This is a genomic window from Pantoea sp. X-Soil-TKNS-1279 (genome assembly GCF_059730565.1).
Genome location: NZ_AP035948.1, coordinates 3987567 through 4012367 on the forward strand (window position 1 = coordinate 3987567; position 24801 = coordinate 4012367).

The 24801-nt window shown below is 54.7% G+C and carries 24 protein-coding genes; 8 read left to right on the top strand and 16 right to left on the bottom strand.

The genetic code is table 11. The annotated features are described in order from the left end of the window. Positions 1 to 69 precede the first annotated feature (69 nt). On the top strand, positions 70 to 1434 hold the full coding sequence (gene cysG, locus AC6I8N_RS18720) for a siroheme synthase CysG (protein ID WP_415173672.1): 1365 nt from the start codon (positions 70 to 72) through the stop codon (positions 1432 to 1434). Positions 1435 to 1490: 56 nt separating this feature from the next. Here cysG and trpS read toward each other — a convergent pair whose 3' ends face one another. The 12 genes from trpS to pilM all read right to left on the bottom strand — a co-directional run bounded on the left by trpS (position 1491) and on the right by pilM (position 11349). Beyond that, positions 1491 to 2495 (bottom strand): tryptophan--tRNA ligase, encoded by a 1005-nt coding sequence (gene trpS, locus AC6I8N_RS18725; RefSeq protein ID WP_021184836.1) that lies wholly within the window; start codon positions 2493 to 2495, stop codon positions 1491 to 1493. 16 nt (positions 2496 to 2511) lie between these two features. After that, positions 2512 to 3189, bottom strand: coding sequence for a phosphoglycolate phosphatase (locus AC6I8N_RS18730; protein ID WP_021184837.1), 678 nt, complete (start codon positions 3187 to 3189; stop codon positions 2512 to 2514). Further along, positions 3173 to 3856, bottom strand: coding sequence for a ribulose-phosphate 3-epimerase (rpe, locus tag AC6I8N_RS18735; protein WP_021184838.1), 684 nt, complete (start codon positions 3854 to 3856; stop codon positions 3173 to 3175). Before rpe ends, AC6I8N_RS18730 begins: the two co-directional genes overlap by 17 nt. Positions 3857 to 3921: 65 nt before the next feature. After that, positions 3922 to 4734, bottom strand: coding sequence for an adenine-specific DNA-methyltransferase (gene dam / locus AC6I8N_RS18740; protein ID WP_497829673.1), 813 nt, complete (start codon positions 4732 to 4734; stop codon positions 3922 to 3924). Positions 4735 to 4830: 96 nt separating this feature from the next. Beyond that, the gene (locus AC6I8N_RS18745) at positions 4831 to 5844 is read right to left on the bottom strand and encodes an SPOR domain-containing protein (RefSeq protein WP_208724306.1); all 1014 of its coding nucleotides are present in this window, start codon (positions 5842 to 5844) and stop codon (positions 4831 to 4833) included. A gap of 70 nt (positions 5845 to 5914) precedes the next feature. Next, on the bottom strand, positions 5915 to 7006 hold the full coding sequence (gene aroB, locus AC6I8N_RS18750; RefSeq protein WP_021184841.1) for a 3-dehydroquinate synthase: 1092 nt from the start codon (positions 7004 to 7006) through the stop codon (positions 5915 to 5917). Positions 7007 to 7044: 38 nt separating this feature from the next. Further along, complete coding sequence (gene aroK, locus AC6I8N_RS18755; protein ID WP_021184842.1) at positions 7045 to 7566, bottom strand: shikimate kinase AroK; 522 nt, start codon at positions 7564 to 7566, stop codon at positions 7045 to 7047. Between the two features lie 379 nt (positions 7567 to 7945). After that, positions 7946 to 9211 (bottom strand): DNA uptake porin HofQ, encoded by a 1266-nt coding sequence (hofQ, locus tag AC6I8N_RS18760; RefSeq protein ID WP_497829674.1) that lies wholly within the window; start codon positions 9209 to 9211, stop codon positions 7946 to 7948. Next, positions 9147 to 9536 (bottom strand): HofP DNA utilization family protein, encoded by a 390-nt coding sequence (locus AC6I8N_RS18765; RefSeq protein ID WP_208724308.1) that lies wholly within the window; start codon positions 9534 to 9536, stop codon positions 9147 to 9149. Before AC6I8N_RS18765 ends, hofQ begins: the two co-directional genes overlap by 65 nt. Further along, complete coding sequence (locus tag AC6I8N_RS18770) at positions 9526 to 10017, bottom strand: HofO family protein (protein ID WP_497829675.1); 492 nt, start codon at positions 10015 to 10017, stop codon at positions 9526 to 9528. Before AC6I8N_RS18770 ends, AC6I8N_RS18765 begins: the two co-directional genes overlap by 11 nt. Then, on the bottom strand, positions 10010 to 10552 hold the full coding sequence (locus tag AC6I8N_RS18775) for a PilN domain-containing protein (RefSeq protein WP_208724310.1): 543 nt from the start codon (positions 10550 to 10552) through the stop codon (positions 10010 to 10012). The genes AC6I8N_RS18770 and AC6I8N_RS18775 overlap by 8 nt, the downstream gene beginning before the upstream one ends. Continuing rightward, the gene (gene pilM / locus AC6I8N_RS18780) at positions 10552 to 11349 is read right to left on the bottom strand and encodes a type IV pilus biogenesis protein PilM (protein ID WP_497829676.1); all 798 of its coding nucleotides are present in this window, start codon (positions 11347 to 11349) and stop codon (positions 10552 to 10554) included. Before pilM ends, AC6I8N_RS18775 begins: the two co-directional genes overlap by 1 nt. 231 nt (positions 11350 to 11580) lie before the next feature. Between pilM and mrcA the strand changes: the two genes are divergently transcribed. After that, positions 11581 to 14130 carry a peptidoglycan glycosyltransferase/peptidoglycan DD-transpeptidase MrcA gene (gene mrcA, locus AC6I8N_RS18785; RefSeq protein WP_208724312.1) on the top strand — a complete coding sequence of 850 codons (2550 nt, stop codon included), beginning with the start codon at positions 11581 to 11583 and terminating at the stop codon, positions 14128 to 14130. 89 nt (positions 14131 to 14219) lie between these two features. Here mrcA and nudE read toward each other — a convergent pair whose 3' ends face one another. Further along, positions 14220 to 14786: an ADP compounds hydrolase NudE gene (gene nudE / locus AC6I8N_RS18790; RefSeq protein ID WP_021184848.1), complete on the bottom strand. Its 567-nt coding sequence runs from the start codon at positions 14784 to 14786 to the stop codon at positions 14220 to 14222. A 405-nt stretch (positions 14787 to 15191) separates the two neighbouring features. Between nudE and AC6I8N_RS18795 the strand changes: the two genes are divergently transcribed. The 5 genes from AC6I8N_RS18795 to pckA all read left to right on the top strand — a co-directional run bounded on the left by AC6I8N_RS18795 (position 15192) and on the right by pckA (position 21244). Next, positions 15192 to 17333, top strand: coding sequence for an intracellular growth attenuator family protein (locus tag AC6I8N_RS18795; RefSeq protein ID WP_208724314.1), 2142 nt, complete (start codon positions 15192 to 15194; stop codon positions 17331 to 17333). Positions 17334 to 17386: 53 nt separating this feature from the next. After that, positions 17387 to 18055 carry a GMP/IMP nucleotidase gene (yrfG, locus tag AC6I8N_RS18800; RefSeq protein ID WP_021184850.1) on the top strand — a complete coding sequence of 223 codons (669 nt, stop codon included), beginning with the start codon at positions 17387 to 17389 and terminating at the stop codon, positions 18053 to 18055. 13 nt (positions 18056 to 18068) lie between these two features. Next, on the top strand, positions 18069 to 18470 hold the full coding sequence (gene hslR / locus AC6I8N_RS18805; protein ID WP_021184851.1) for a ribosome-associated heat shock protein Hsp15: 402 nt from the start codon (positions 18069 to 18071) through the stop codon (positions 18468 to 18470). A gap of 25 nt (positions 18471 to 18495) precedes the next feature. Continuing rightward, the gene (gene hslO / locus AC6I8N_RS18810) at positions 18496 to 19362 is read left to right on the top strand and encodes an Hsp33 family molecular chaperone HslO (protein ID WP_208724316.1); all 867 of its coding nucleotides are present in this window, start codon (positions 18496 to 18498) and stop codon (positions 19360 to 19362) included. Positions 19363 to 19621: 259 nt separating this feature from the next. Then, the gene (pckA, locus tag AC6I8N_RS18815) at positions 19622 to 21244 is read left to right on the top strand and encodes a phosphoenolpyruvate carboxykinase (ATP) (protein ID WP_497829677.1); all 1623 of its coding nucleotides are present in this window, start codon (positions 19622 to 19624) and stop codon (positions 21242 to 21244) included. Positions 21245 to 21322: 78 nt separating this feature from the next. Here the strand turns inward: pckA and envZ are convergent, their stop codons facing one another. Together envZ and ompR are read right to left on the bottom strand one after the other, a co-directional pair. Further along, entirely contained in the window at positions 21323 to 22681 is a 1359-nt protein-coding gene (gene envZ / locus AC6I8N_RS18820) for a two-component system sensor histidine kinase EnvZ (protein WP_036626728.1), read from the bottom strand. After that, the gene (gene ompR / locus AC6I8N_RS18825; protein WP_001157751.1) at positions 22678 to 23397 is read right to left on the bottom strand and encodes an osmolarity response regulator transcription factor OmpR; all 720 of its coding nucleotides are present in this window, start codon (positions 23395 to 23397) and stop codon (positions 22678 to 22680) included. The genes envZ and ompR overlap by 4 nt, the downstream gene beginning before the upstream one ends. A gap of 491 nt (positions 23398 to 23888) precedes the next feature. On the opposite strand from ompR, the gene yjbE reads away from it, so the two are divergent. Next, positions 23889 to 24134, top strand: a complete 246-nt coding sequence (yjbE, locus tag AC6I8N_RS18830) for an exopolysaccharide production protein YjbE (RefSeq protein WP_497829678.1) — start codon at positions 23889 to 23891, stop codon at positions 24132 to 24134. Between the two features lie 100 nt (positions 24135 to 24234). Here yjbE and greB read toward each other — a convergent pair whose 3' ends face one another. Continuing rightward, complete coding sequence (gene greB, locus AC6I8N_RS18835; protein ID WP_208724318.1) at positions 24235 to 24738, bottom strand: transcription elongation factor GreB; 504 nt, start codon at positions 24736 to 24738, stop codon at positions 24235 to 24237. Between the last annotated feature and the right edge of the window lie 63 nt (positions 24739 to 24801).

Below are 24801 nucleotides of genomic sequence, written 5' to 3' on the forward strand. Positions count from 1 at the left end.
ACCAATGTCCGTAGCGGCGCGATAAATCGCGACGCTACGGATCACAGCAGCACTCTTTTAGGATGAGCTATGGATTACTTTCCCCTGTTTTGCCGTCTTCAGGGCAAACGTTGTTTGCTGGTCGGCGGCGGTGATGTCGCGGAACGCAAAGCACGCTTGCTGCTGGAGGCCGGTGCTGATTTGCACGTTGGCGCGCTGGATTTTTCCCCTGCTTTCTTACAGTGGGAACAACAGGGGAAAGTGGTGTTATGGCAAGGCGCGTTCACTGAAGAGTGGCTGGCAGACTGCTGGCTGGTGATTGCCGCCACCAACGATGATGCAGTGAATCAACAGGTGGGCGCAGCCGCCGAAGTTCGCCGTATCTTTTGCAATCTGGTCGATGCCCCTGAGCAGGCCAGCGCCATCATGCCCTCCATCGTCGACCGTTCACCGTTGATGATCGCCGTATCGAGCGGTGGTCGCGCACCGGTGCTGGCTCGTCTGTTGCGAGAGAAGCTGGAGGCGATGCTGCCACAGCATCTGGGCCAACTGGCTACACTGGCCGGTTCACTGCGCCAACGGGTGAAAAATCGCTTTAGCAGCATCGCTCAGCGTCGTCATTTTTGGGAACGCTTCTTTGCCAGCGATCGTCTGGCGCAAACGCTGGCAAACGGTGATCATCCCCGCGCGGAGGCGCTGGTCGAGACGCTGTTTGATGCGCCGCTGTCACAACAAGGTGAGGTGGTGCTGGTCGGTGCCGGGCCTGGCGATGCGGGACTGCTGACGCTGAAAGGCCTGCAACATATCCAGCAGGCGGATGTGGTGGTGTATGACCGTTTGGTATCCGATCCGATACTCAATCTGGTACGACGCGATGCGGAGCGTATTTTTGTCGGCAAACGCGCCGGTCACCACTGTGTGCCGCAGGCGGAAATTAATCAGTTGCTGTTGGAGCAGGCGCAGCGTGGTAAACGCGTGGTGCGCCTCAAAGGTGGCGATCCCTTTATCTTTGGTCGTGGCGGCGAGGAGCTGGAGGTGTTGGCGCAGCATCATATCCCGTTTAGCGTGGTGCCAGGGATTACCGCAGCATCGGGTTGTGCGGCTTACAGCGGCATTCCGCTCACCCACCGCGATCATGCGCAGAGCGTGCGTTTTGTCACCGGCCATTTGCAGCAGCATGGCGACATTGAGTGGCAAAAATTGGCCGCCGAGCAGCAAACGCTGGTGTTTTATATGGGTCTGACGCAGGCACCTGAGATCCAGCGCCAATTGATGTCACATGGCATGGACGCGGAGATGCCGGTAGCGCTGGTGCAAAACGGCACCACCCCACAGCAGCGCGTTGCCACCGGCACGCTGGGTGCACTGGCCGCGCTGGCGCAGCAGTTTACCAGCCCGGCGCTGATTATTGTCGGTCGCGTGGTCGGACTGCGCGATCGGCTACGCTGGTTCTGAGAAACAAAAACGGCGGATCCTCATGGCCCGCCGTTTCACCTTTGCTGCGTTAGCGCTTATGGCTGAGCAACAAAGCCAACCGCTTCGTATACCTTCTTCAGCGTCTCCTGCGCATGTGCTCGGGCTTTGGCCGCACCATCACGCATCACCTGATTGAGGAACTCTTCATCATTGCGGTAGCGGTTGTAACGCTCCTGCAACTCGGTCAGCATGCCTGAAACCGCATCAGCAACGGCGCCTTTCAGGTGGCCATACATCTTACCTTCGAACTCCTGCTCAAGTTCCGGGACGGGTTTGCCCGTTACACCCGAGAGAATATCCAACAGGTTCGATACCCCGGCCTTCTCTTTGATGTCGTAGCGCACCACTGGCGGCTCTTCAGAGTCGGTCACCGCGCGTTTGATTTTCTTCACCACCGATTTCGGATCTTCCAGCAGGCCGATCACGTTGTTACGGTTGTCGTCGGATTTCGACATCTTCTTAGTCGGCTCCAGCAGCGACATTACGCGTGCACCCGATTTCGGAATAAAGGGCTCCGGCACTTTGAAGATGTCGCCATACAGCGCGTTAAAACGCTGGGCGATGTCGCGGCTCAGCTCCAGATGCTGCTTCTGATCTTCACCCACCGGGACCTGATTGGTCTGATACAGCAGGATATCGGCCGCCATCAGCACCGGATAGTCAAACAGACCGGCATTGATGTTCTCTTCATAACGTGCAGATTTGTCTTTGAACTGCGTCATGCGGCTCAACTCACCGAAGTAGGCGTAGCAGTTGAGGATCCAGCTCAGCTGAGCATGCTCCGGGACATGCGACTGAACAAAGATGGTGCTTTTGTTCGGATCGATGCCACAGGCAAGATACAGCGCCAGAGTATCCAGCGTCGCTTTACGCAGCGCGGCGGGGTCCTGGCGAACGGTAATGGCGTGCAGATCGACGATGCAGTAAATGCAGTGGAAATCATCCTGCATCTGCACCCACTGACGCAGCGCACCCATGTAGTTGCCAATGGTCAGTTCACCGGAAGGCTGGGCGCCGCTGAAAACGATGGGTTTGCTCATGCTTATATCCTGATAATCACAGCCCGAGTGCGGGCAAAAGTTCGTCAAAAGAGTCGAGTGTTAAATCGGGTTGGCTGCTGGCGATGGGTTCGCCGTAGTTGTAACCAAAGGTCATGCCAATGTTCGGTACGCCTGCTGCCTGGGCTGCGAGGATATCATTGCGTGAATCGCCAACAAACAGCAATTGCTGTGGCAACACACCAAATCGTCCCAGTACGAGGAAAATCGCTGCCGGATGCGGTTTTTTCACTACCACATCATCGCCACCAATAATCAGAGAGAAGTAGTCAGCGATGCCCAGCGAAGCCAGCAGAGGGGCAACAAACGGCGTCGGTTTATTGGTGACGATAGCCAGCGGCAAGCCCTTTTCTGCCAATTTTGCCAGTGTGGCTTTTACCTGGGGGAACAGCGTACTGCCCGCTTCCACGGTTTCGGCGTAATACTTATCGAACAACGTGCGCGCATCACGCTGTTCATTTTCCTGCGGTTCGCGGCCCAGTGCCCAGGTCAGCGCACGGGTCATCATCACATCGGCACCGTTACCAATCCAGGTTGAGGCACGCGCTACACCTGGCGGCGGCAACTGCAAATCACCCAGGGCATGATCGATGGCTTGGGCCAGTCCCGGTGCGCTGTCCACCAGCGTACCATCCAGATCAAACGCCAGGGCGCGAATATCAGTGAAATGAGCCATTTACCTTCTCCAGTTCGCTGCGCATCGCATCGATCACTTTTTTGTAATCGGGGTGACCAAAAATGGCGGAACCGGCGACAAACATATCCGCACCGGCTGCGGCAATCTGGCCGATGTTGTCGATCTTCACACCGCCATCCACTTCCAGACGGATATCGTAGCCGCTCTGATCAATGAGACGACGCGCCTGACGCAGTTTATCCAGCGTACCGGGAATGAAAGACTGACCGCCAAAGCCAGGGTTAACCGACATCAGCAGGATGATATCCAGCTTATCCATCACATAATCGAGATAGCTGAGTGGCGTTGCCGGGTTAAACACCAGACCCGCTTTACAACCGTGTTCTTTGATCAGTTGCAGCGTGCGGTCAACATGTTGGCTGGCTTCGGGGTGAAAAGTAATGTAGCTGGCACCGGCTTTGGCAAAGGCCGGGATAAGTTCATCCACCGGTTTAACCATCAGATGCACATCGATCGGTGCGGTGATGCCGTAATCGCGCAATGCTTTCAGCACCATCGGCCCCATCGTCAGATTGGGAACGTAGTGGTTATCCATCACATCGAAATGCACCACATCGCCGCCTGCCGCCAGCGCTTTGGCGGTGTCTTCGCCCAGACGGGCAAAGTCAGCAGACAGGATTGAAGGGGCCAGTAAAAATTGTTTCATCCGATTCTCCCAATTTTGTGCGCCAGCACGAGCTGGCGTAATGCGTTGGTCGCGGACGAAACAGGCTAGCGGAAAAGCGCCAGCAGTTCGTCAACCTGAGTGCGACCACTTATGCTTCGGCTGATGGAACGCCGGGCTTTAACAACATGTAATACCGCATTCCGATACCACTCACGCGTCAGCAGGGTATCGTGGTTGGAAATTAATACCGGAATCTGATTCTCTTTTGCCAGCTGGCCCGCCAGTTCTGCCAAATGCTGCTGCTCGCGCATACTGAAGCTGTTGGTATGGTAGGCAGTAAAGTTGGCCGTCGCCGACAAGGGCGCATACGGCGGATCGCAATACACCACCGAGCCTTTGTGTGCGCGGTTCAGAGTAACATCGTACGATTCGCAGACAAAAGTGGCTTTTTGCGCCCGTTCAGCAAACCACAGCAGTTCCGCTTCCGGAAAATAAGGTTTGCGATAACGGCCAAAAGGCACATTAAACTCACCGCGCAAATTGTAGCGGCACAGGCCGTTATAACCGTGACGATTGAGATACAGAAACAGCAAGGCGCGCTGATACACATCACGACTGGCGTTAAAGGCCACCCGCTGCGCGTAGTAGAACTCTGCGTTGTTGACTTCCGGTGTGAATAACTTACGCGCATCGTCGATAAATTCCGTGGTGCGGGTTTTGACGATGTTGTACAGGTTGATCAGGTCACTGTTGATGTCAGCCAGATGATAACGGTCATAATCCGTGTTGAGAAACACAGAACCGGCACCAACAAATGGCTCAATCAGGCAGTCGCCTTGCGGCAAGTGACGACGAATGTCATCAAGGAGCGGGTATTTCCCTCCGGCCCATTTCAGGAAAGCGCGATTTTTTTTCATGCTGTCGTGGTTATTACATCTTAATTATTGGCTGTGGCGGTACCGACAGCAGCTTTGCGCTTAAAACGGGGCCACAGTGACGCGGCCCCACAATGATTACTCGCTTTCTTTTTTCACCTGGCTCAGGGGTTTCACCCACGGGTTCTGCGCGCGCACTTCGGCAGGCAGCGAAGAGACTGCACGTTTGGCATCTGCGGGGGTAGCGTAGGAGCCACTTACCAGCACATACCAGGGCTGACCATTACGGGTGGTTTTATACACATGATAGCCGCTCAGATTCTGTTTCTTCGCCCAGGCATTCAGGCTTTCCGCTTTCGAAGCGCCACTCAGCTGCAACGTATAGTTACCGCCAGGCAGAGACTTACTGGCTCCACTGCTGACCGGTGCGGCGTTATGCGTGACTGTCGACTGCGGTTTGCTCTCGCGTACGGCTGGCTTGCTGGCCGTCGGGGCTTTATGCGTTGGGGTATGGGTTTCACGCTGGCTGCTGGCACGCGGCTTTTCTTCACGCGCGATCGGCGGGGAAATGGCTTTACCACTGCCGCTTACCGTCGCGGGAGCCGTAGGCAATGAACTGTTGCCCTGCGCACCCTGTGCTGCGCTATCCACCTGGCCCTGCTGATTATTCAGTGCAGTATTGAGATCGCCTGGCAGGGTCACACGTTGCTGATTCGCCGGCGTGTCTACCGGTGCAGCCTGCGTCGGCGTTGATGACACAGGAGGCATAGTGATGGATTGTGAGCCGTTGTCAGCGGTTGGCGCATTCGCGGCGGGTTGTGACGCGCTGCCTTCCGGCGCTGGCGTCGTGTTCTGCTGGCCGCTCATGGAGGTGGAACCGGAGAGATCAATATTCTTTTCCGCGCCGCCAGAAGCCGGAGCTGGGCTGTTACTTCCTGCGGTATTCGCTGGCTTGCTTTCATCCGGGCCGTTCAGTGCCGAACCAATACCCAGTACCAGCAATAACAGAACCAGAATCCCGATACCCATCATCATATGCTGACGGGAAACCGGTACTTTTACTTTTGGCGCAGACGACGATTTGCGGGGCCGTGTGGGGCGACGGTCACTGGCATCAGGTTTTAACTCGTCTTCCGGTTTAAACTCATCCATTTAGCCTCCTCCGTAAAACGGCACGCATCCGACGCGCCGCATCACCACTCTTTTCTTTACCCGGCGGGTATTATAATGATTTCTGACAATCGTTAATTGCAGCCAGCACCATATCATGTGCTACGCCTGCACGCACTTCAGAGCGACCGATAGCGAGAGGCAGCACCAGACGCAGTTCGCCCGCCAGTACTTTTTTATCACGCATCATATGCGGCAAATACTCTTCCGCCGCCATGCTTTCCGGACCATGCACTGGTAAACCGGCACGCAGCAACAACGCAATGATGCGATCAGTATCCGCCGCACTGAACTGACCAAGACGTTCAGCGGTACGCGCAGCCATCACCATGCCTGCGGCAACCGCTTCACCGTGCAGCCAGTTGCCGTAACCCATATGGGCTTCAATGGCATGACCAAAAGTATGGCCCAGATTCAGCAACGCGCGCAGACCGGTTTCACGTTCATCAGCGGCCACGACTTCGGCTTTCAGCTCGCAGCAGCGGCGAATACAGTAAGCCATGGCTTTTTCATCCAGCGCCAGCAGAGCATCAAGATTTTGCTCCAGCCACTGGAAAAAATCACCATCAAGAATGATGCCGTATTTGATCACTTCCGCCAGGCCTGACGCCAGTTCACGCGGCGGCAGTGTGGCAAGGCAATCGGTATCAACCACCACGGAGGCAGGCTGATAAAACGCGCCTATCATGTTTTTGCCGAGCGGATGGTTAACGGCGGTCTTACCACCAACGGAAGAATCCACCTGAGAAAGCAAGGTCGTCGGTACCTGAATAAAACGCACGCCGCGCTGATAGCTGGCCGCAGCGAAACCGGTGAGATCACCAATCACACCACCGCCCAGCGCAATCAGCGTGGTATCGCGGCCATGCGGCTTCTGCAACAAGGCGGTAAACACCTCATCCATCACCGCCAACGTTTTATACTGCTCACCATCGGGCAGGATCACCTGATCCACTTTCACCCCTGCTGCACTCAGCAGTGCCGACAGCTTCTGCAAATAGATCGGCGCCAGCGTCTGGTTGGTGACCAGCATCGCATTGTCACCGGCTTTCAGCGGCCAAAAAGAAGCCGGATCGTTAAACAGCCCGGCAGCAATGGTGATGGGATAACTACGATCCCCGAGCGAGACAGTGATCTTCTCCATGATGACCGATACCTATGACTTAGCCCTCAGGCGCTGGATCAACTTTTTTCCAGCATATTGATGATCTGATTTGCCACTACTTTTGCACTTTGATCGTCAGTGCGGATAGTGACATCAGCGATCTCTTCATAAAGCGGGTTGCGTTCGTCTGCCAGCGCTTCCAGTACTTCACGCGGCGGCGAGTCAACTTGCAGTAATGGGCGCTTTTTATCACGCTGCGTACGAGCAAGTTGCTTTTCGATGGTGGTTTCGAGGTAGACGACCACACCGCGGGCGGAGAGACGATTACGGGTTTCTCGGGATTTGACGGAACCGCCACCGGTAGCCAGCACGATGCCCTGCTTCTCGGTCAGTTCATTGATAATCTTTTCTTCACGATCGCGGAAACCCGCTTCGCCTTCAACGTCAAACACCCAGCCCACATCCGCTCCGGTACGTCGCTCAATTTCCTGATCGGAATCGAAAAATTCCATATTGAGTTGCTGAGCTAACTGACGACCAATAGTGCTTTTGCCGGCACCCATCGGCCCAACCAGAAAGATATTGCGTTTCTCTGCCATTTTGTCGGTATTACTAAGAATTCGTTGATGATACCCCGCGTTCAGCTTTTGCTGGCGGGACAGGAACTGAGACCTCATGAGCGTTAGCAAGAGTCAGACGAAAAATTATCTCAACACTCATGGCCGTTTGGCAACCGAATAAATTGCCCCCGGCGACCTCATAACAGGACCGGTCTGTGGTTCGCGAGACGGTAACGCACCTCCGCTACCCCTTGAACTTCAGGATATATGTTCATCTGACGCCAGTATCGCTTGTGACTGACGCCCATCGGGAGATTTTTTGTCGCGTTCCGTTACACCGTTTAAAAATCGCTAAACCTTGTAAGCTAATTCCTGTCCTGCGTCAACGCAGTTGGCATCACAGAGCGAATTTTCCTCTTTATCCGGTCGTAAGCGCTGCTTCCCTGACCAGTCTGGGAGTAATGAAGATCACCAGTTCCTTTTTCTTCCGCTCATCCGTTTGATGACGAAAAAGATTTCCCACCACCGGTAACTGACCCAGCCAGGGGACGCGATTTTCGTTTTGCGCCCGCTGCTGCTGAAAAATTCCCCCCAGAGCCAGGGTTTCACCATCACGCAGCGTGACCTGGGTGTCGATTTCCTGCTTATCAATACTTAAGGTTTGATGCTCACCCGTGTTGATACTGCGGCCCGGCATGTTCTGGCTCAGGCGAAGTTTTAACTGAATACGGCCATTGCCGAGTACCACCGGCGTCACCTCCATACCCAGGACCGCCTCCTTAAATTCGATGGCAGTCGCACCGCTGTTACCGGATTTCACCTCATAAGGAATTTCAGTTCCCTGTTTAATGGTGGCGGTTTGCTGATGCGAGGTAAAAAGCCGTGGGCTGGCGATGATTTCAATCTGGCTTTCCTGCTCCAGCGCACTCAGTTCAAGATTGAGCAAATCACCTCCCACCTGTCCCAGTGTCACCCCCATGCGAAAGGCGGGATTGCTTACCGCCAGCGGAATCGCCAACTGCGGATTACGCAGGGCTTGCGTGACCTCTTCCGCCGGTGAGATCCCCCAATTTACCCCCAGCTCGCGCAAATGCTCCTCGCTGATGGTCACGATATGGGCTGATAACTCGACCTGCTCCAGTGGCAGGTCCAGAGCTTTTAGCCAGCTTACGGTGTTCTGCAACGCCTCGGGCGTGTCGCGCAGCAACAAACTGTTGGTGCGGCTGTCCACGGTGACACTGCCGCGCGAGGTCATTAGCGAACGCTCGGTTTGCAAGCTACGTGCAGCATCACTGGCATTGGCGTAATAAAAAGTGACCGTCTGCTGTGTCAATGCGATATGTTGCTGTTGTTCCTCACGTTCCGCCTGGATTTTTTGCGCCTGCCACTGCTGCCAGCTTTCCGGATAAACCAGCAGCACGTCTTCTTCCTGTACCACGCTCAGTCGCGCCAGTCGGGCAACCAGCGCCAGAGCACGTTGCCAGTCGACATTTTCCAGTCGTAGGGAGAGCCGCCCTTCAACCCCCGGAGCAATCAGCAAATTAGTTTGCTGATAATCCGCCAGCGCCTGAAAAATGTTTTCAACTGGGGCATCGTCAAAAACCAGACTCAATTTCTGTTCACTGGCGTGCAATGGCGCGTTCAGACACAGCACCACCAGCATCCATAGCGTCTTCCGTGACATAGAAACCTCCTTTTATACGAAACTGTATTTGCTGTGGTGAACAACTCTGTTCAGCCAGCAATAGTAATGAGCGTGCCGTGAGGTGTTGCACACGCCAGGGCGTTTGGGGCAACTGCATCTGTTGCTCCAATCTGACATTTTTACCCTGTGGTGAGCGCAGCCAGGCAACATAGTGATCAGGGATACCGACGATGCCTTGCAACCGCCACCCTTGCGGTGGGTCTATCGTGGACTGGCAGAATACAGGTGCCATCGGTTGGAAAGGGTCCCGCGCCAGTACCGCTGGACTGCCCAACAGGAAACACAGCAGCACGCTAACCCTCATCGCGGCTCTCCAGCCAAAGTTGCGTCATCAGCGTTCCCTGATCTGCCTGAAGTTGAAAACGTTCCGGCACGGGCAACGCCGTATGCGCCAGTTCAGCAAACAGCGGCGTAAATTGCTGCCAGTTCAGTTTGAGGACAATATGCTGCGGCTGGCTTTCCGGCTGCCAGGCTTCCAGTTGCGTTCCCCTTGCCGCCAGTAGAGTTTCAAGTAATTGGGGTGGACTGAAGGTGGCAGGTTGTTGCAGCTCACTGATCTCAACCAGCAACTCAGCAACGGTCGGATGCAACGCAAGTTGTTGCAAGCGCTGCTGCTCAAGTTGTGCCTGCTGTACCAATTGGCGCTCTTGCCCGGCACGCGTCTGCTGTTGCGGTAATAGCACCACCAACCACCCCAGCGCCAAAACCAGCAGTGGCAACGCCAACAGCAAGGCGGCACGCCACGGTAGCGCCAGATGCATCAGGCGCTTAAGCCCTTCATTCACCTTTCACCTCCACCACCTGTGCGCGTAAGGTAAAACGGTAATGGCCATCTGGCTGACGCTGCACGTTCCCCTGACGAATCACCGGGAACAGTGGCACTTTCGCCAGCAGGCGGCGAAAATCGCCAATCGCCGCCATGCTCGACGCCAGCCCTTCCAGCACCAGTTGCCCTTGCCTGCGCTCCATGCGGCTCAGCCACAACGTTTCCGGCATCAGTTCGGGTAATTGCTGCCAGAACTGCTGCCAGGCCAAATGCTGCAATTGCCGCGTCTGTTGCTGGCGTTGCGTTTGTATTAAAGCATCACGTTGCAGCCGCAACCGCTGTTGATCACTTAGCTGTTGATCAAGCTCGCCAAGTCGTTGTGCGAGTTGTTGTTGCTCAGCCTGGTGCTGCTGACTGACAAGATATCCGCGCCAGCCACACAGCAGTAAAATCAGCAGGCTGATACCAAAACCACTCGCCAGGAACATCAGGCTCTGTTGACGCTGACGCCGCCACTGTTGGAGACGCCAGGGAAGTAGATTAACTGTCAGCATCAGGCATCCTCCGGGCGTAATGCCAGACCGAGTGCGAGAGTGTAATCCCCTTCGTTGTCCGGGAGGGGTAACTGCAAATAATGCAGCAGCGAAAAGGGTTGAACCGCGGTGAATCCCGTCATGGGTGTGGTACTTAACGCGGATTCCATCTCTGGAAATGTCGCTTGCAAATACGCCAGAGAGAGGGGTTCCGTACTCGCCCCCGAAGTAGCCGTAGAGCCTGCCAGATACCACAGCCAGTGGTCGGTTAATGGGTGAATCAATAATTGCTGATGACGCAAAGGTAAACGCCATGCCACCTGTGCCAGTGCGAGGTTGTTTAATTCGAACACATCAGGTTGCAAACCGGCCTGCTGCAATGGTTCGAGCCATTGTGTGATCACTTCACGCCGTGCCGCAGTGATGCATAACTGGGTTGATGAAGAAGATGCACGATAATCCAGAGCCAACGATGCCGGTTCTACCGGGAATAAGCGCTGCGCCGATGCCTGAACATAACGATTTAGCGCCGGTTCACGTAGCGTGACGTCAGGTAGCGGCAACGAGCGTTGCAGAACCAGCTGTGGCGGCAAGCCAATGCGCAATGAATATCGACCTGGCAACTGACATCGCCACTGCTTCAGCGCCGCCAATAACGCGGGGGATGACTGGAGCACGCCATTCTTCAACGTATCTTCAGGCAGCGTCTGCTGTTGCCAGGACCTGAGCTGCCAACCCAGGCGGCGGCGCTGGATCGCCACCGCACAAAATTTCCCATTCTGAATATCCAGGCCAATTTGCCAGCGCTGAAAAGCCATGCGCGCGATCTCCTTATCGTTAGAGGTAAATAGCTGAAATATCTCGTATCCTCGGAGGGGCGCTGCTGCCTAAACTCTCAGGTTAGCCGTCAGGGGGCAGTGCGCCTGTCTCAAAAGTCGTCCCCTGGAGGACTTGAAGTATGCCGGGTATATCAAAGCGTCAGGCTTGCCTTTATACTACCGCGCGATTGTTTATAAACTGCCCAAACGACAACAGATGGGAAATCTCAGGTGAAGTTCGTAAAGTATTTATTAATCCTTGCAGTGTGTTGCATCTTGCTGGGAGCCGGCTCGATTTATGGTTTGTACAAATACATAGAGCCGCAGTTGCCCGACGTGAACACATTAAAAGATGTGCGCCTGCAAACCCCGATGCAGGTTTACAGTGCGGATGGCGAGCTTATCGCCCAGTACGGTGAAAAACGCCGTGTGCCGCTCACCCTGCAACAAATGCCGCCTGAGCTGATCAAAGCGTTCATTGCCACCGAAGATAGCCGTTTCTACGAGCATCATGGCGTTGATCCAGTGGGTATTTTCCGTGCTGCCAGCATTGCGCTGGTGTCCGGCCATGCCTCTCAGGGTGCCAGTACCATTACCCAGCAGCTCGCACGTAACTTCTTCCTCAGTCCGGAACGCACACTGATGCGTAAGATTAAGGAAGCGTTTCTGGCGATTCGCATCGAACAGCTGCTGAGCAAAGATGAGATTCTCGAGCTGTACCTCAATAAAATTTACCTCGGTTACCGCGCCTACGGCGTCGGTGCTGCCGCTCAGGTTTATTTTGGCAAGTCAGTCGATCAACTGTCGCTGAGTGAGATGGCGATGATTGCCGGTCTGCCGAAAGCGCCCTCCACTTTCAACCCGCTTTACTCGCACCAACGTGCGCTGGCGCGTCGTAACGTGGTGCTGTCGCGTATGCTGGATCAGAAATACATCACCCAGCAGCAGTACGACGACGCCCGTAACACCCCGCTGGCGGCCAGCTATCACGGCCCGGAAATCGCCTTTGCTGCACCTTATCTGAGTGAGATGGTGCGTCAGGAAATGGTGAAACGTTACGGTGACAGTGCCTACGAAGATGGTTACAAGGTCTACACCACCGTGACGCGTCGTTTACAGGAAGCGGCACAGCAGGCGGTACGCAATAACGTGATGGCGTATGACATGCGCCACGGTTATCGCGGCCCCACCAACGTGTTGTGGAAAGTGGGTGAAGCCAGTTGGGATAAAACCCGCATTCAGAATGCCCTGAAAGACCTGCCGCTGTACGGCCCACTTAACCCGGCGGTTGTCACCAACGTCAGCAATGATGAAGCCACTGCGATGCTGAAAGATGGCAGCAGCGTGTCACTGACGATGGCAGGTGTGCGCTGGGCGCGTGCTTACAAATCCGACATGCTGCAAGGCCCTACGCCGCGTAGCGTGTCGCAGGTGTTGCAGACGGGTCAGCAGATTTGGGTGCGCAAAGTCGACAACGACTGGTGGCTGGGTCAGGTACCTGTGGTGAACTCCGCACTGGTGTCGCTCAATCCTGAAGACGGTGCGGTTCGCGCGCTGGTGGGTGGTTTTGACTTTAATCAGAGCATGTTTAACCGCGCTACCCAGGCACTGCGTCAGGTCGGTTCCAACATTAAACCATTCCTGTACACCGCAGCGATGGACCGTGGTCTGACACTGGCGTCAATTCTCAACGATGTCCCAATTTCTCGCTGGGATGCGGGTGCCGGCACCGACTGGCGACCGAAAAACTCGCCGCCAACCTATGACGGACCGATTCGTCTGCGCCAGGGCTTAGGCCAGTCGAAAAACGTGGTAATGGTGCGTGCCATGCGTGCGATGGGCGTTGATTACGCTGCACAGTATCTGCAACGTTTCGGCTTCCCGGCGCAGAATATTATGCATACCGAATCGCTGGCGCTGGGTGCAGCTTCGTTCACCCCAATGCAGGTGGTGCGCGGCTACTCGGTGATGGCAAACGGTGGTTTCCTGATTGATCCCTATTTCATCACCAAAATTGTGAATGAACAGGGGACCACGGTGTTTGAAGCCAAACCGAAGATCGCCTGCCCGCAGTGCAATCTGCCCGTGATTTATGGCGACACGCAGAAATCCCTCGCCCTGAACGAAGAAAGCGTTGAAAACGTTGCGGTGTCTAATCAGGCGCAAAACCAGACCGTGCCGCAGCCTGAGCTGGAGCAAGTACCCGCTCAGCCGCAACCGGCAGGCGACCAGCAGTATGCGCCGCATGTGATCAACACACCGCTGTCGTTCCTGATTAAAAGCGCCCTGAACACCAACATTTTTGGTGAACCGGGTTGGATGGGAACGGGCTGGCGCGCCAGTCGTGATCTGAAACGTAACGACATCGGTGGCAAAACCGGTACAACCAACAGCTCGAAAGACGCCTGGTTCTCCGGTTATGGTCCAGGTGTGGTGACCTCGGTCTGGATCGGCTTTGATGATTCACGCGCGCTGGGCCGCACCACCGTTTCCGGTGCTATCCCGGACCAGATTTCTGGCTATGAAGGTGGCGCGAAGAGTGCGCAACCGGCGTGGGATGCGTATATGAAAATCGCGCTGGATGGTGTGCCGGATCAACCGCTCACACCACCTGATGGCGTGGTGACAGTGACCATTGATCGCAGCACCGGCAAGTTAGCCAATGGCGGCGGTAATTCGCGTCAGGAGTATTTCATCAACGGCACCCAGCCGACGGAATACTCGGTGCATGACGTGGGCACCACCATCATGGACAACGGACAAAGTCACGAATTGTTCTGATCGAAAAAGCCGGCATAGATTGCCGGCTTTTTTATGGTCATCGAATCAAACTGGCGCGATAAATCGCGCCGCTACAGATGACACCTTCCTCAATAAGTCAAACGCCCCTGCTTCACCAGCCACTCGCGCACCATAAACAGCGCGCTGACATTACGGGCTTCACGAAAATCAGGCTCATCAAGCAACGCCAACAGATTATTCAGCGGCCAGCGACGCACAATCAACGGCTCAGGTTCATCCCCTTCCAGCTTTTCTTCATACAAGCCTTCCGCCACCACAATGTTCATTTTGCTGGAGAAATAAGAGGGCGCCATGGTCAGTTTGCCAAGCGTTTCCAGTTTAGCGGCACCGAACCCCGCTTCTTCTTTTAACTCGCGATCCGCCGCTTCAAACGCGCTTTCACCGGGATCAATCAACCCTTTGGGGAATCCCAACTCATAGCTTTCCAGTCCAACAGCATATTCCTGAATCAGGATTACGTCATCGCCAAGTATCGGCACAATCATCACCGCCTCGCGTTCGGACGGTTTCATCCGTTCATACACCCGCCGCGCGCCATTACTGAAAGCGAGATCGACAGCTTCAATGGTAAATAACCGGGAGCGAGCCACCGTCTCGACGTTGAGGATGTCAGGTTTTTTCTGTGGAGTTTTCATATCAACCTCAAACTTTACACAACCTTGTGATGCGATAATGCCAGCATCGGCACAGCATACCGAAGCCCAAACAATTGTGCGACAAACAGCGCAGGTAAACTATGCTGTCATATATTTGCTAACGGGTACTAACAACATATTGTTATTTCTGCATTAAAATTCTCACAATAAGTCAATGACACTAGGGGAAATTCAGAAAATACCGATATTTAATTGAGTGGAGTCCCGATAACATTCCACTAAGGAATAATCTAATAATTTATAATTCAATGATTTTGCGCGTTATTTTATCTGACATTTCACTTGTCAGAATGACATCAGCTCGCCAAAATTGACCTGTATTGATCATTCATCGGGAGCGGATCGTTAACGTGAAGGCAGTTTTTTGGCTGAACTGAGCAGAGCATGAGCACAATTATCATTATTTTGGCCATTGTGATGGCTTGCTCCATGCTCGCGGGCATAGGTTATTGGTACGCTATGCGGCATCGTCCGCCGTTGGCGAAACCTCTGCCGTTCATTAATCCGCCCTACCGAAAACTCACCGATGAAGAACGCGCTGCCGTTGAAAAGTATATTGCTGCCCTGACAAAACAGCGTCAGCAGCCCGCAGCCCGGCCAGGTAAAAAGCAGCAGGAACCGGAAGGCCTGACGCTGACCGCGCAAAGTAATAACGTCTACCCCGTCACCCGCGCCATCACCCGTTATGGTTTATCCACCGATGATCCACAAAAGTGGCGCTACTATCTGGATGCCGTCGAAGTTCATCTGCCACCGCTGTGGGAACAGTACATTGCCGATGAAAACTATGTTGAACTGATCCGCACCCAGACCATGCCGCTGGTCATTTCACTCAATGGCCATTCCCTGGTGAATTACGTGGTCGAGCAGCCCGCCCTACCTCCGCTGGTGCGAACCATGTCGACCAACGCTTCGATTCGCAAAGAAGAGAGTGAAAACGTCGAGTTACTTCGCGTACGGAAAGAGACTTCGGAAGAGTACCAACTGTCGCGCCCCGATGGCACCCGCGAAGCCGCCACCATCTGTTTCGCCTTTTTGTTGTTCTTCCTCAGTCTGATATTGCCCGGCAGCATGATGATCTGGATGGTTCTGCTGGGTAGCGCGTTGATCGCCGTCAGCCTGTGGTTCCTGTACCGTTTCCCTGGCGAAAATGGTCTGCGCGAGGTGCACTGCCTGCGCGGCGCACCGAAACGCTGGGGTTTGTTTGGTGAGTCAAATCAGGAACAGAGCAACATCTCTCTGGGCATTATCGATTTGATCTACCCGTCACACTGGCAGCCCTATGTAGCGCATGATTTAGGCCAGGTCACGGATGTCGATATTTACCTGAACCGTCAGGTGGTACGCCAGGGACGCTTTCTGTCGTTACAGGATGAAGTTCGTAACTTCCCGGTACAGCGCTGGCGCAAGAATCTGGTACTGGCCTGTGGTTCGCTGCTGGTGTTGGTGATGTTGGTAAGCTGGATACCTCTCAGCATGCCGATCAAACTCAGCCTTGCCTGGGTCAAAGGCACCGAAAGTCTGGAAGTGAATAGCGTCGATAAACTCAATGCGATGCCACTGCATATTGGTGACAGCCTGAAGGTCAGCGGCACCGGCATGTGTTCTGTGCCCGGCAACTATCAAAGCAATCGCAGCTACGCGTTTATGCCGTTCGACTGCTCCGCTATTTACTGGAACAACGCCACACCGCTGCCACAACCGCAGTCCGATATTATCGATAAAGCAGCCGCACTGCTCGACACCACCACACGTCAGCTGCATCCCGAAACCAATACCGATCCGAAACTCAATCCGCAGCTCGCCTCAGCCATTCAGAAATCGGGGATGATTTTGCTGGATGATTTCTCCGACCTGGTGTTAAAAACCCAGGACCTGTGCAGCCAGCAGCAGGATTGCGTGCGCCTGAAAAACGCGCTGGTCAATCTGGGTAATGCGAAAGATTGGGATACATTGATTCATCGTGCGGATTCCGGTCGCCTGAATGGCATGAACGTGTTGCTGCGCCCGGTTAGCGCTGAGGCGTTGGAAAATCTGGTTAATACCGCTACCTCCACCTTCTTCTCGCGTGAAACACGCCGCGCAGCGGAAAACCTTAACAGCCCGCCACCGGGTGGTTTTCTGATCATCAGCGATGAAGGTCGTCAGTTGGTCAATCAGCCACAGCCATCCGTTCCCTTGTTTGATCTGGATGCCCCCTCGCAATGGCGCGAGCTGCAACATATGTCCGGCATGCTGCTGCACACCCCCTTCACCGCCAGCGGCATCATTACCAGCATCACCACCGATGCCAATGGCACCCGTCATATCGCGCTGCATAATGAACCAGATGCCCTGGCGCAGTGGCGCTATCTCGGCACCGCCTTGTTGATGGTGGTCCTGGCTGGTTGCGCATTGATTAATGGGCTGCTGGCGATGCGTCGCGTCCATCGTAATCGCCTGCGGATGGCCGAGATTCAGCAATACTACGACAAATGTTTTAACCACAATCTCAGTACTATGCAGAGCGTGCGCTCACTGTTCTGAGCCTTTCCCTTCTGTGCTACCCTGTCGCCCTGTTTTCAGGGCGGGGGAAAAACATGCAAGTTACGCTTAACTGGACCGGTATCGATACCGTGCTGCTGGATATGGACGGCACCTTGCTCGATCTCGCTTTTGATCGCCACTTCTGGCTGGAACATGTCCCGGAAACCCTGAGCCGCCAGCGCGCCATCACGCTGACCGAAGCGCATCAACTGATTCGGGAAAAATATCACGCCGTTGCGCATACGCTAAACTGGTACTGTCTGGATTATTGGTCGCAGGAACTGGCATTGGATATCCGCGCCATGACCTTCGCACAGCGCGATCGCGCCGCTTTGCGCGAGGATACGCTGCCGTTTTTGCAGGCTCTGCGTGCGGCAGGAAAACGTACCATCCTGCTGACCAATGCCCATCCTTACAATCTGGACGTCAAACTGGCGCAGACCGGATTGGCTGCCCACCTTGATTTATTACTTTCTACCCATACCTTTGGGTATCCGAAAGAGGACCAGCGTCTCTGGCAAGCGGTACAGCAGCAAACCGGCTTCAATAATGCGCGCACGCTGTTTATTGACGACAGCGAACCGATTCTGGATGCCGCAACGCGTTGGGGCATCGGTTGGTGTTTAGGCGTCAGCAATCCGGACTCAGGCCGGCCGGATCAATCTTTCAGCCGTCATCCGGCAGTGCGAGATTATCGGGAGCTACTGGAGACGCTGCGTTAAATCAGGAGCCGCAATGAAAGAAAAAATCAGCGAAGGCGTGCGCCTCGACAAATGGCTGTGGGCGGCGCGCTTTTACAAAACCCGTGCCATCGCACGCGAGATGATTGAAGGCGGTAAGGTGCATTACAACGGCCAGCGCAGTAAACCCAGTAAGCTGGTGGAGCTGGATGCAGAGCTGACGCTACGTCAGGGCAATGATGAGCGCACCGTCATTATCACCGCCATCAGCGATCAGCGTCGCCCGGCCACTGAAGCCCAGGCGCTGTATGCTGAAACGGCTGTCAGCATTGAGAAACGGGAAAAGCTGGCGCTGGCACGCAAGATGAACGCGCTCAGTATGCCGCACCCGGATCGCCGCCCGGATAAGAAGGAGCGCCGCGATCTGATGAAATTTAAATTGTCGGGCGATGAATAACTCGCGCCCCAACGAGAGAAAACCTATGTCTGTTCAAGATCAACTGCATCGTTATCTGTTTGAAAATGTGGCCGTGCGCGGCGAGCTGGTGAATGTCTCCCAAACCTGGCGCGACATCGTGGAAAACCACGACTACGCTGAGCCGGTGAAAAACCTGATGGGCGAACTGCTGGTGGCCACCAGCCTGCTGACCGCAACGCTGAAATTCGAGGGTGATATTACCGTGCAGTTGCAGGGCGATGGCCCATTGTCGCTGGCAGTGATCAACGGTAACAACCGTCAGGAGCTGCGCGGCGTGGCTCGCGTGAAGGAAGAGATCGCCCCTGGCAGCAGCCTGAAGCAGATGGTTGGCAATGGTTATCTGGTGATCACCATCTCCCCGGAGAAAGGTGAGCGTTATCAGGGCGTCGTCGGTCTGGAAGCCGATACGCTGGCCGGTTGTCTGGAAGATTACTTTATGCGTTCTGAGCAGTTGCCGACTCGCCTGTTTATTCGTACCAATGAAAAAGGTGCCGCCGGTATCCTGTTGCAGGTACTGCCTGCCCAGGAACCACATCTCGACGACTTCAACCATCTGGCAACCCTGACCGAAACCGTGAAAAGTGAAGAGTTGATTGAGATGTCTGCGACTGACGTTCTGTGGCGTCTCTACCACCAGGAAGAAGCGACGGTGTTCGATCCGACCACGGTCAGTTTCAAATGCACCTGCTCACGCGAACGCTGCGGCGAAGTATTGAAAACGCTGCCGATTGAAGAGGTCGATGAGATCCTCGAAGAAGACGGTGAGATCGACATGCACTGCGACTATTGCGGCGCACATTACGTTTACGATGCGGTCGATATCGCAGCCATCCGCAATACGCCGACGGGCAGCAGCGATCAACTGCATTAAGGGTTATCCGGGCGGCCAGCCGCCCTTTTACATCCCCTTCATTTTCAAAGAAATTACCTTCTTTTCCCTAACTTTAGTTTCATAAGTGGCATATTTATCCGCTTAATACGCCCTGAGTCGCATTTCTGACTGACAAGCCTTTTCCGGCCCGCCAACTCGGGTACACTGCGCGCGATCATCCTCGGCCCCTGACCGGGCCGACCTGCAGGATCATCTTTCATAATTACAAATAGAACAGACCCCGATGAGGAGCATTCACATGCGCGTTAACGGCCTGACATCGCACGATCTTGCCGCTTTGGGCATCAATGGCACTACGGAAGTGGTGTACAACCCTGATTTCGATACTCTGTTTCAGGAGGAAACGCGCCCCGAACTGGAAGGTTTTGCGCGGGGTATCCTGACGCAAAGCGGGGCTATCGCTGTCGATACCGGTATTTTCACCGGTCGATCCCCCAAAGATAAATACATCGTGCGTGATGACACCACGCGCGACACGTTGTGGTGGAACGACACCGGCGAAGGCAAGAATGACAACCAGCCACTCTCAACAGAAACCTGGCAGGCGCTGAAGCAGTGCGTAACTGAACAGTTATCGGGCAAGCGCCTGTTTGTGATCGATGCATTCTGTGGTGCCAATCCGGATACGCGCCTCAGCGTGCGCTTCGTAATGGAAGTGGCGTGGCAGGCGCACTTTGTCAAAAACATGTTTATCCGCCCGAGCGACGCAGAGTTGGCACAGTTCACGCCCGACTTCGTGGTGATGAACGCCGCTCAATGCACTAACCCGAACTGGCAGGCTCAGGGGTTGCATTCAGAAAACTTTGTCGCCTTTAACCTGACCGAACGCATGCAGTTGATTGGCGGTACCTGGTACGGCGGTGAGATGAAGAAGGGCCTGTTTGCCATCATGAACTATCTGCTGCCGCTGAAAGGCATTGCCTCGATGCACTGCTCAGCCAACGTGGGCAAATCCGGCGATGTGGCGGTATTCTTCGGCCTTTCTGGCACAGGAAAAACCACGCTGTCGACCGATCCGGATCGTCAACTGATCGGTGATGATGAACACGGCTGGGATGATGACGGCGTCTTCAACTTTGAAGGGGGCTGCTACGCGAAAACCATCAACCTGTCAGCCCAGGCCGAGCCGGAGATCTATAACGCGATTCGCCGTGATGCGTTGCTGGAAAACGTGGTGGTACGCGGTGATGGCAGTGTCGATTATGCCGACGCCAGCAAAACCGAAAACACCCGCGTCTCCTATCCGATTGAGCATATAGAAAACATCGTGCGTCCGGTTTCCAAAGCGGGCCATGCGAAGCGGGTGATTTTCCTCACCGCCGATGCCTTCGGGGTGCTGCCGCCAGTCTCGCGTTTAACACCAGAACAGACGCAGTACCATTTCCTGTCAGGCTTTACCGCCAAACTGGCCGGTACGGAACGCGGCGTCACTCAGCCGACCCCCACCTTTTCTGCCTGTTTTGGTGCCGCATTTCTCACCCTGCATCCAACGCAGTACGCCGAGGTGCTGGTAAAACGCATGGAGGTAGCTGGCGCACAAGCGTATCTGGTGAATACGGGCTGGAACGGCAGTGGTAAACGTATTTCGCTGAAGGAGACGCGCGCCATCATCAATGCGGTTCTGGCGGGTGAACTGGATGATGTGGAGACGCAAACGCTGCCGATCTTTAATCTGCAAATCCCCACCACCCTGGCCCAGGTGAGCGACGAGATTCTGGATCCTCGCGCCAGCTGGTCCAGCCCGAACACATGGCAGGAAGCGGCACAGGATCTGGCACAGCGTTTTATCAACAACTTCGAAAAATACACCGACAACGCTGCCGGGGCCGCGTTGGTGCAGGCGGGTCCACAACTGCCGTAAAACGTACTCGTAGCGACGCGATTTATCGCGCACGTTGACAGTAAAGGTCAAAGGCGCGCGATGAATCGCGCCGCTACGTCAGACGTTATGGTTGCTGTTGACCAGCGCGGTTCCGGTTCCCGGTACGGGCAGCCAGGCGCGGATGCGCAGGCCACCGCGCTCGCTGACACCAATCTCCAGCGAGCCGTCATGCGCATCAATAATACGTTGCACAATCGCCAACCCAAGACCGGTGCCGCTGGTGCTTCGGGCACTGTCGCCGCGAACAAAAGGCTGGAACAGATGCTGCAACTGTTCCGGCTTAATCCCCGGACCGTCATCTTCGACCTGGAACCAGGCGCGATTCAGCTCCTGACCGCTGCTGACTTTAATCCAACCATTGCCGTAGCGTGCCGCATTCACTACCAGATTCGCTACCGCTCGTTTAATCGACAGCGGATTGATATCCAGTATCAACTCCTCTGGCATCACCGCGTTCTCAATCTCGCGCTCGTAGCCACTTTCCGCTGCAACCACTTCACCCAGCACGCTATTCAGATCGGCGCGCTCAGTCTGCATTTCCTGGCCGGTACGCAGATAGTCGATAAACTGCTCGATAATCGCATTGCACTCTTCGATATCTTTGTTGATCGACTCCGCCAGATAGCCATCTTCCTCGCTCATCATCTCGGTGGCGAGACGAATACGCGTCAACGGGGTGCGCAGATCGTGACTGACACCCGCCATCAGCAAGGTGCGGTCATCAGCTAATTGCTTCACACCCGCGGCCATCTGGTTAAAGGCCCGTGTCACCGAACGCACTTCGGATGCGCCATACTCGCGCAATGGAGGGGGAATAATTCCTTTACCCACCTGCAAGGCGGCATGTTCGAGGTCAACCAGCGGTCGGTTCTGAATCCGGATAAACAGCCAGGCTCCACCTATCGCCAAGAGCATAATCGCCAGCGTGTAGCGGAACAGTGGTGAAAAATCGCCCTGGTGAATTTCGGTCAACGGCACGCGAACCCAGATATCGGGAGACAACCAGGTTTTCAGCCACACCACCGGGGAGTTTTTATTTACCTCAACCCGCACATCGGTTGGCCCGCCAAGCTGCTGCGCCATCTGCTCACTGAGAAACTCGTAATGCTGTGCCCAGCGCAACCCACTCTCTTCCGCGGCCGCATTGGTATACAGCGAAATGCCCAGTTCACGATAGATTTCACGCCGGAAGGCCGGTGGCACCTCCAGCTGGGTACCATCCTCCAGTTGCAGGCGGTCCGTCATCAGCATACGAACTTCATAAGCGAGGACTTTGTTGAACTGCTGCAAACTGGGAAGAATAGCGAAATTGAGCACCACCAGATAGGTCGTTACCAGGCTGACGAACAGCAAGGTAACGATCAATAACAGGGTGCGGGCAAACGAACTGCGAGGTGAGAAGCGCAATCGCCTCATGCTTTACTGCCGTCCGGAACGAAGACGTAGCCAAGACCCCAAACGGTCTGAATGTAACGCGGATGCGCCGGATCTTCTTCTACCATGCGGCGCAGACGGGAAATCTGCACGTCGATAGAACGTTCCATCGCGCTGTATTCACGACCACGCGCCAGGTTCATCAGCTTATCGCGGGACAGCGGTTCACGCGGATGGCTAACCAACGCTTTCAGCACAGCGAATTCCCCACTGGTGAGCGGCATCGGCTCATCTTCACGGAACATTTCACGCGTACCAAGGTTCAGTTTGAATTTACCAAACGCAATCACCGCTTCTTCCTGAGACGGTGCGCCCGGCAATTCATTGGCCTGACGACGCAGCACGGCACGGATACGCGCCAGCAGCTCACGCGGGTTGAAAGGTTTCGGAATATAATCGTCAGCGCCGATTTCCAGCCCAACGATACGGTCCACTTCTTCCCCTTTCGCCGTAACCATAATGATCGGCATAGGGTTGCTTTGGCTACGCAGGCGGCGGCAAATTGACAGGCCATCTTCGCCCGGCAGCATCAGGTCAAGGACCATCAGATGGAAAGATTCGCGGGTTAACAGACGATCCATTTGCTCGGCGTTGGCAACGCTGCGCACCTGAAAGCCCTGTTCGGTGAGATAGCGTTCGAGCAACGCGCGCAAACGCATATCATCATCGACGACCAGAATTTTGTAGTTCTCTTGCATGTTCAACTCCCAAAGGCGCCATTGCCTGAGCCAATATTGTTAAAAAAAGATGCCTTACAGTGACAGTCATTAATGGTTTATATTCTAGCCGAAATTGTTACAAAGCATATTAAACAGCAGCTTATCTTTAATTTCACCGCATAATTGTGGCGCATTTCGCGCTTTTTGCTCGGCTGATCAATATGTTTAAGGGATCTCTGAAAAATCAGCGCATTTTATGATTGTTGCTGGCTCTGCCTCCCTGACGGCCTTTTTTGTACACATTCCTGTTGAGAATAGGCCATCGAACCCTGCCAGGGGGATAAAATGTGGCGTTTGTTTATTGCGCCGCCCTTACGCTCTCGGATGAATCCCACCCCGAATATGAAATAAAGACCATCATTAAATAAAGCAATAAAAATCAATAATTAACATCCACTTTCTTCTCCCGACACAATCTCCGACACTGCCCTCATGGCGGGTGAAATTGCGTTCATGTGGAGAGAAAGAAGATGAAAAAAATCGCCGTTCTGCTGGGCATATTGATCCTGACGGGCCTCACCCAGGCTAAGGCCGCAACTGCCACCGGTGAAGCCGCCGGTACGCAGGCATCCACAAACGCAAAAGGCACCTCAGAAGCGATCGGAGTTGGTGCCCTTGCCGCATTACTGGGTGTTGCCTTAGCCTCCGCAGGCGGCGGAGGTCATGGCACCAACACCTCAACTTCGACCACCACAACCACGATGCCCGCTAAGTAATGAAACCAGGCGCGGCAGGAACGCGGCGCCTTCCCTGTTGTTTACCAGCCCTTTCGCCACCGGAGAATAAGTGTCACCCCCGGCTTTCTTACAAAAGCTATTATTCTCCGCCTCTTTTTTCTTCCGCGTCTCGCAGATACTCGATACGGTTCACAAACCACAACTTTTGGCCTTCCGGCGTATTCACCGTCACTTCGTCATCGACTTCTTTCTTGATCAAGGCGCGGGCCATCGGCGAATCAATTGAGATGTAATCCTTTACCTCACCATAAATTTCATCCGGGCCGACAATACGAAAGCGTTTTACTTCGCCCTGCTCATTCTCCACCTCGACCCAGGCGCCAAAAAACACCTTCCCTTCCTGTTGCGGGGCGTAATCGACGATCTTCAGTTCTGCCAAACATTTGCGCAGATAGCGCACGCGGCGGTCGATTTGCCGCAGCAGACGTTTGTTATAGGTGTAATCGGCATTTTCCGAGCGATCGCCCAGGCTGGCGGCCCAGGAGACAATTTTGGTGATTTCCGGACGCTTTTCATTCCACAAATGATCGTGCTCAGCACGCAGTTTGTTATAGCCCTCGCGGGTAATCAGTTGGGTTTTCATAGCGTCAACTCGTGATACAGGTCTGATTTAGCATAGTGGAGGCTAACAATATGCGACCAGCCG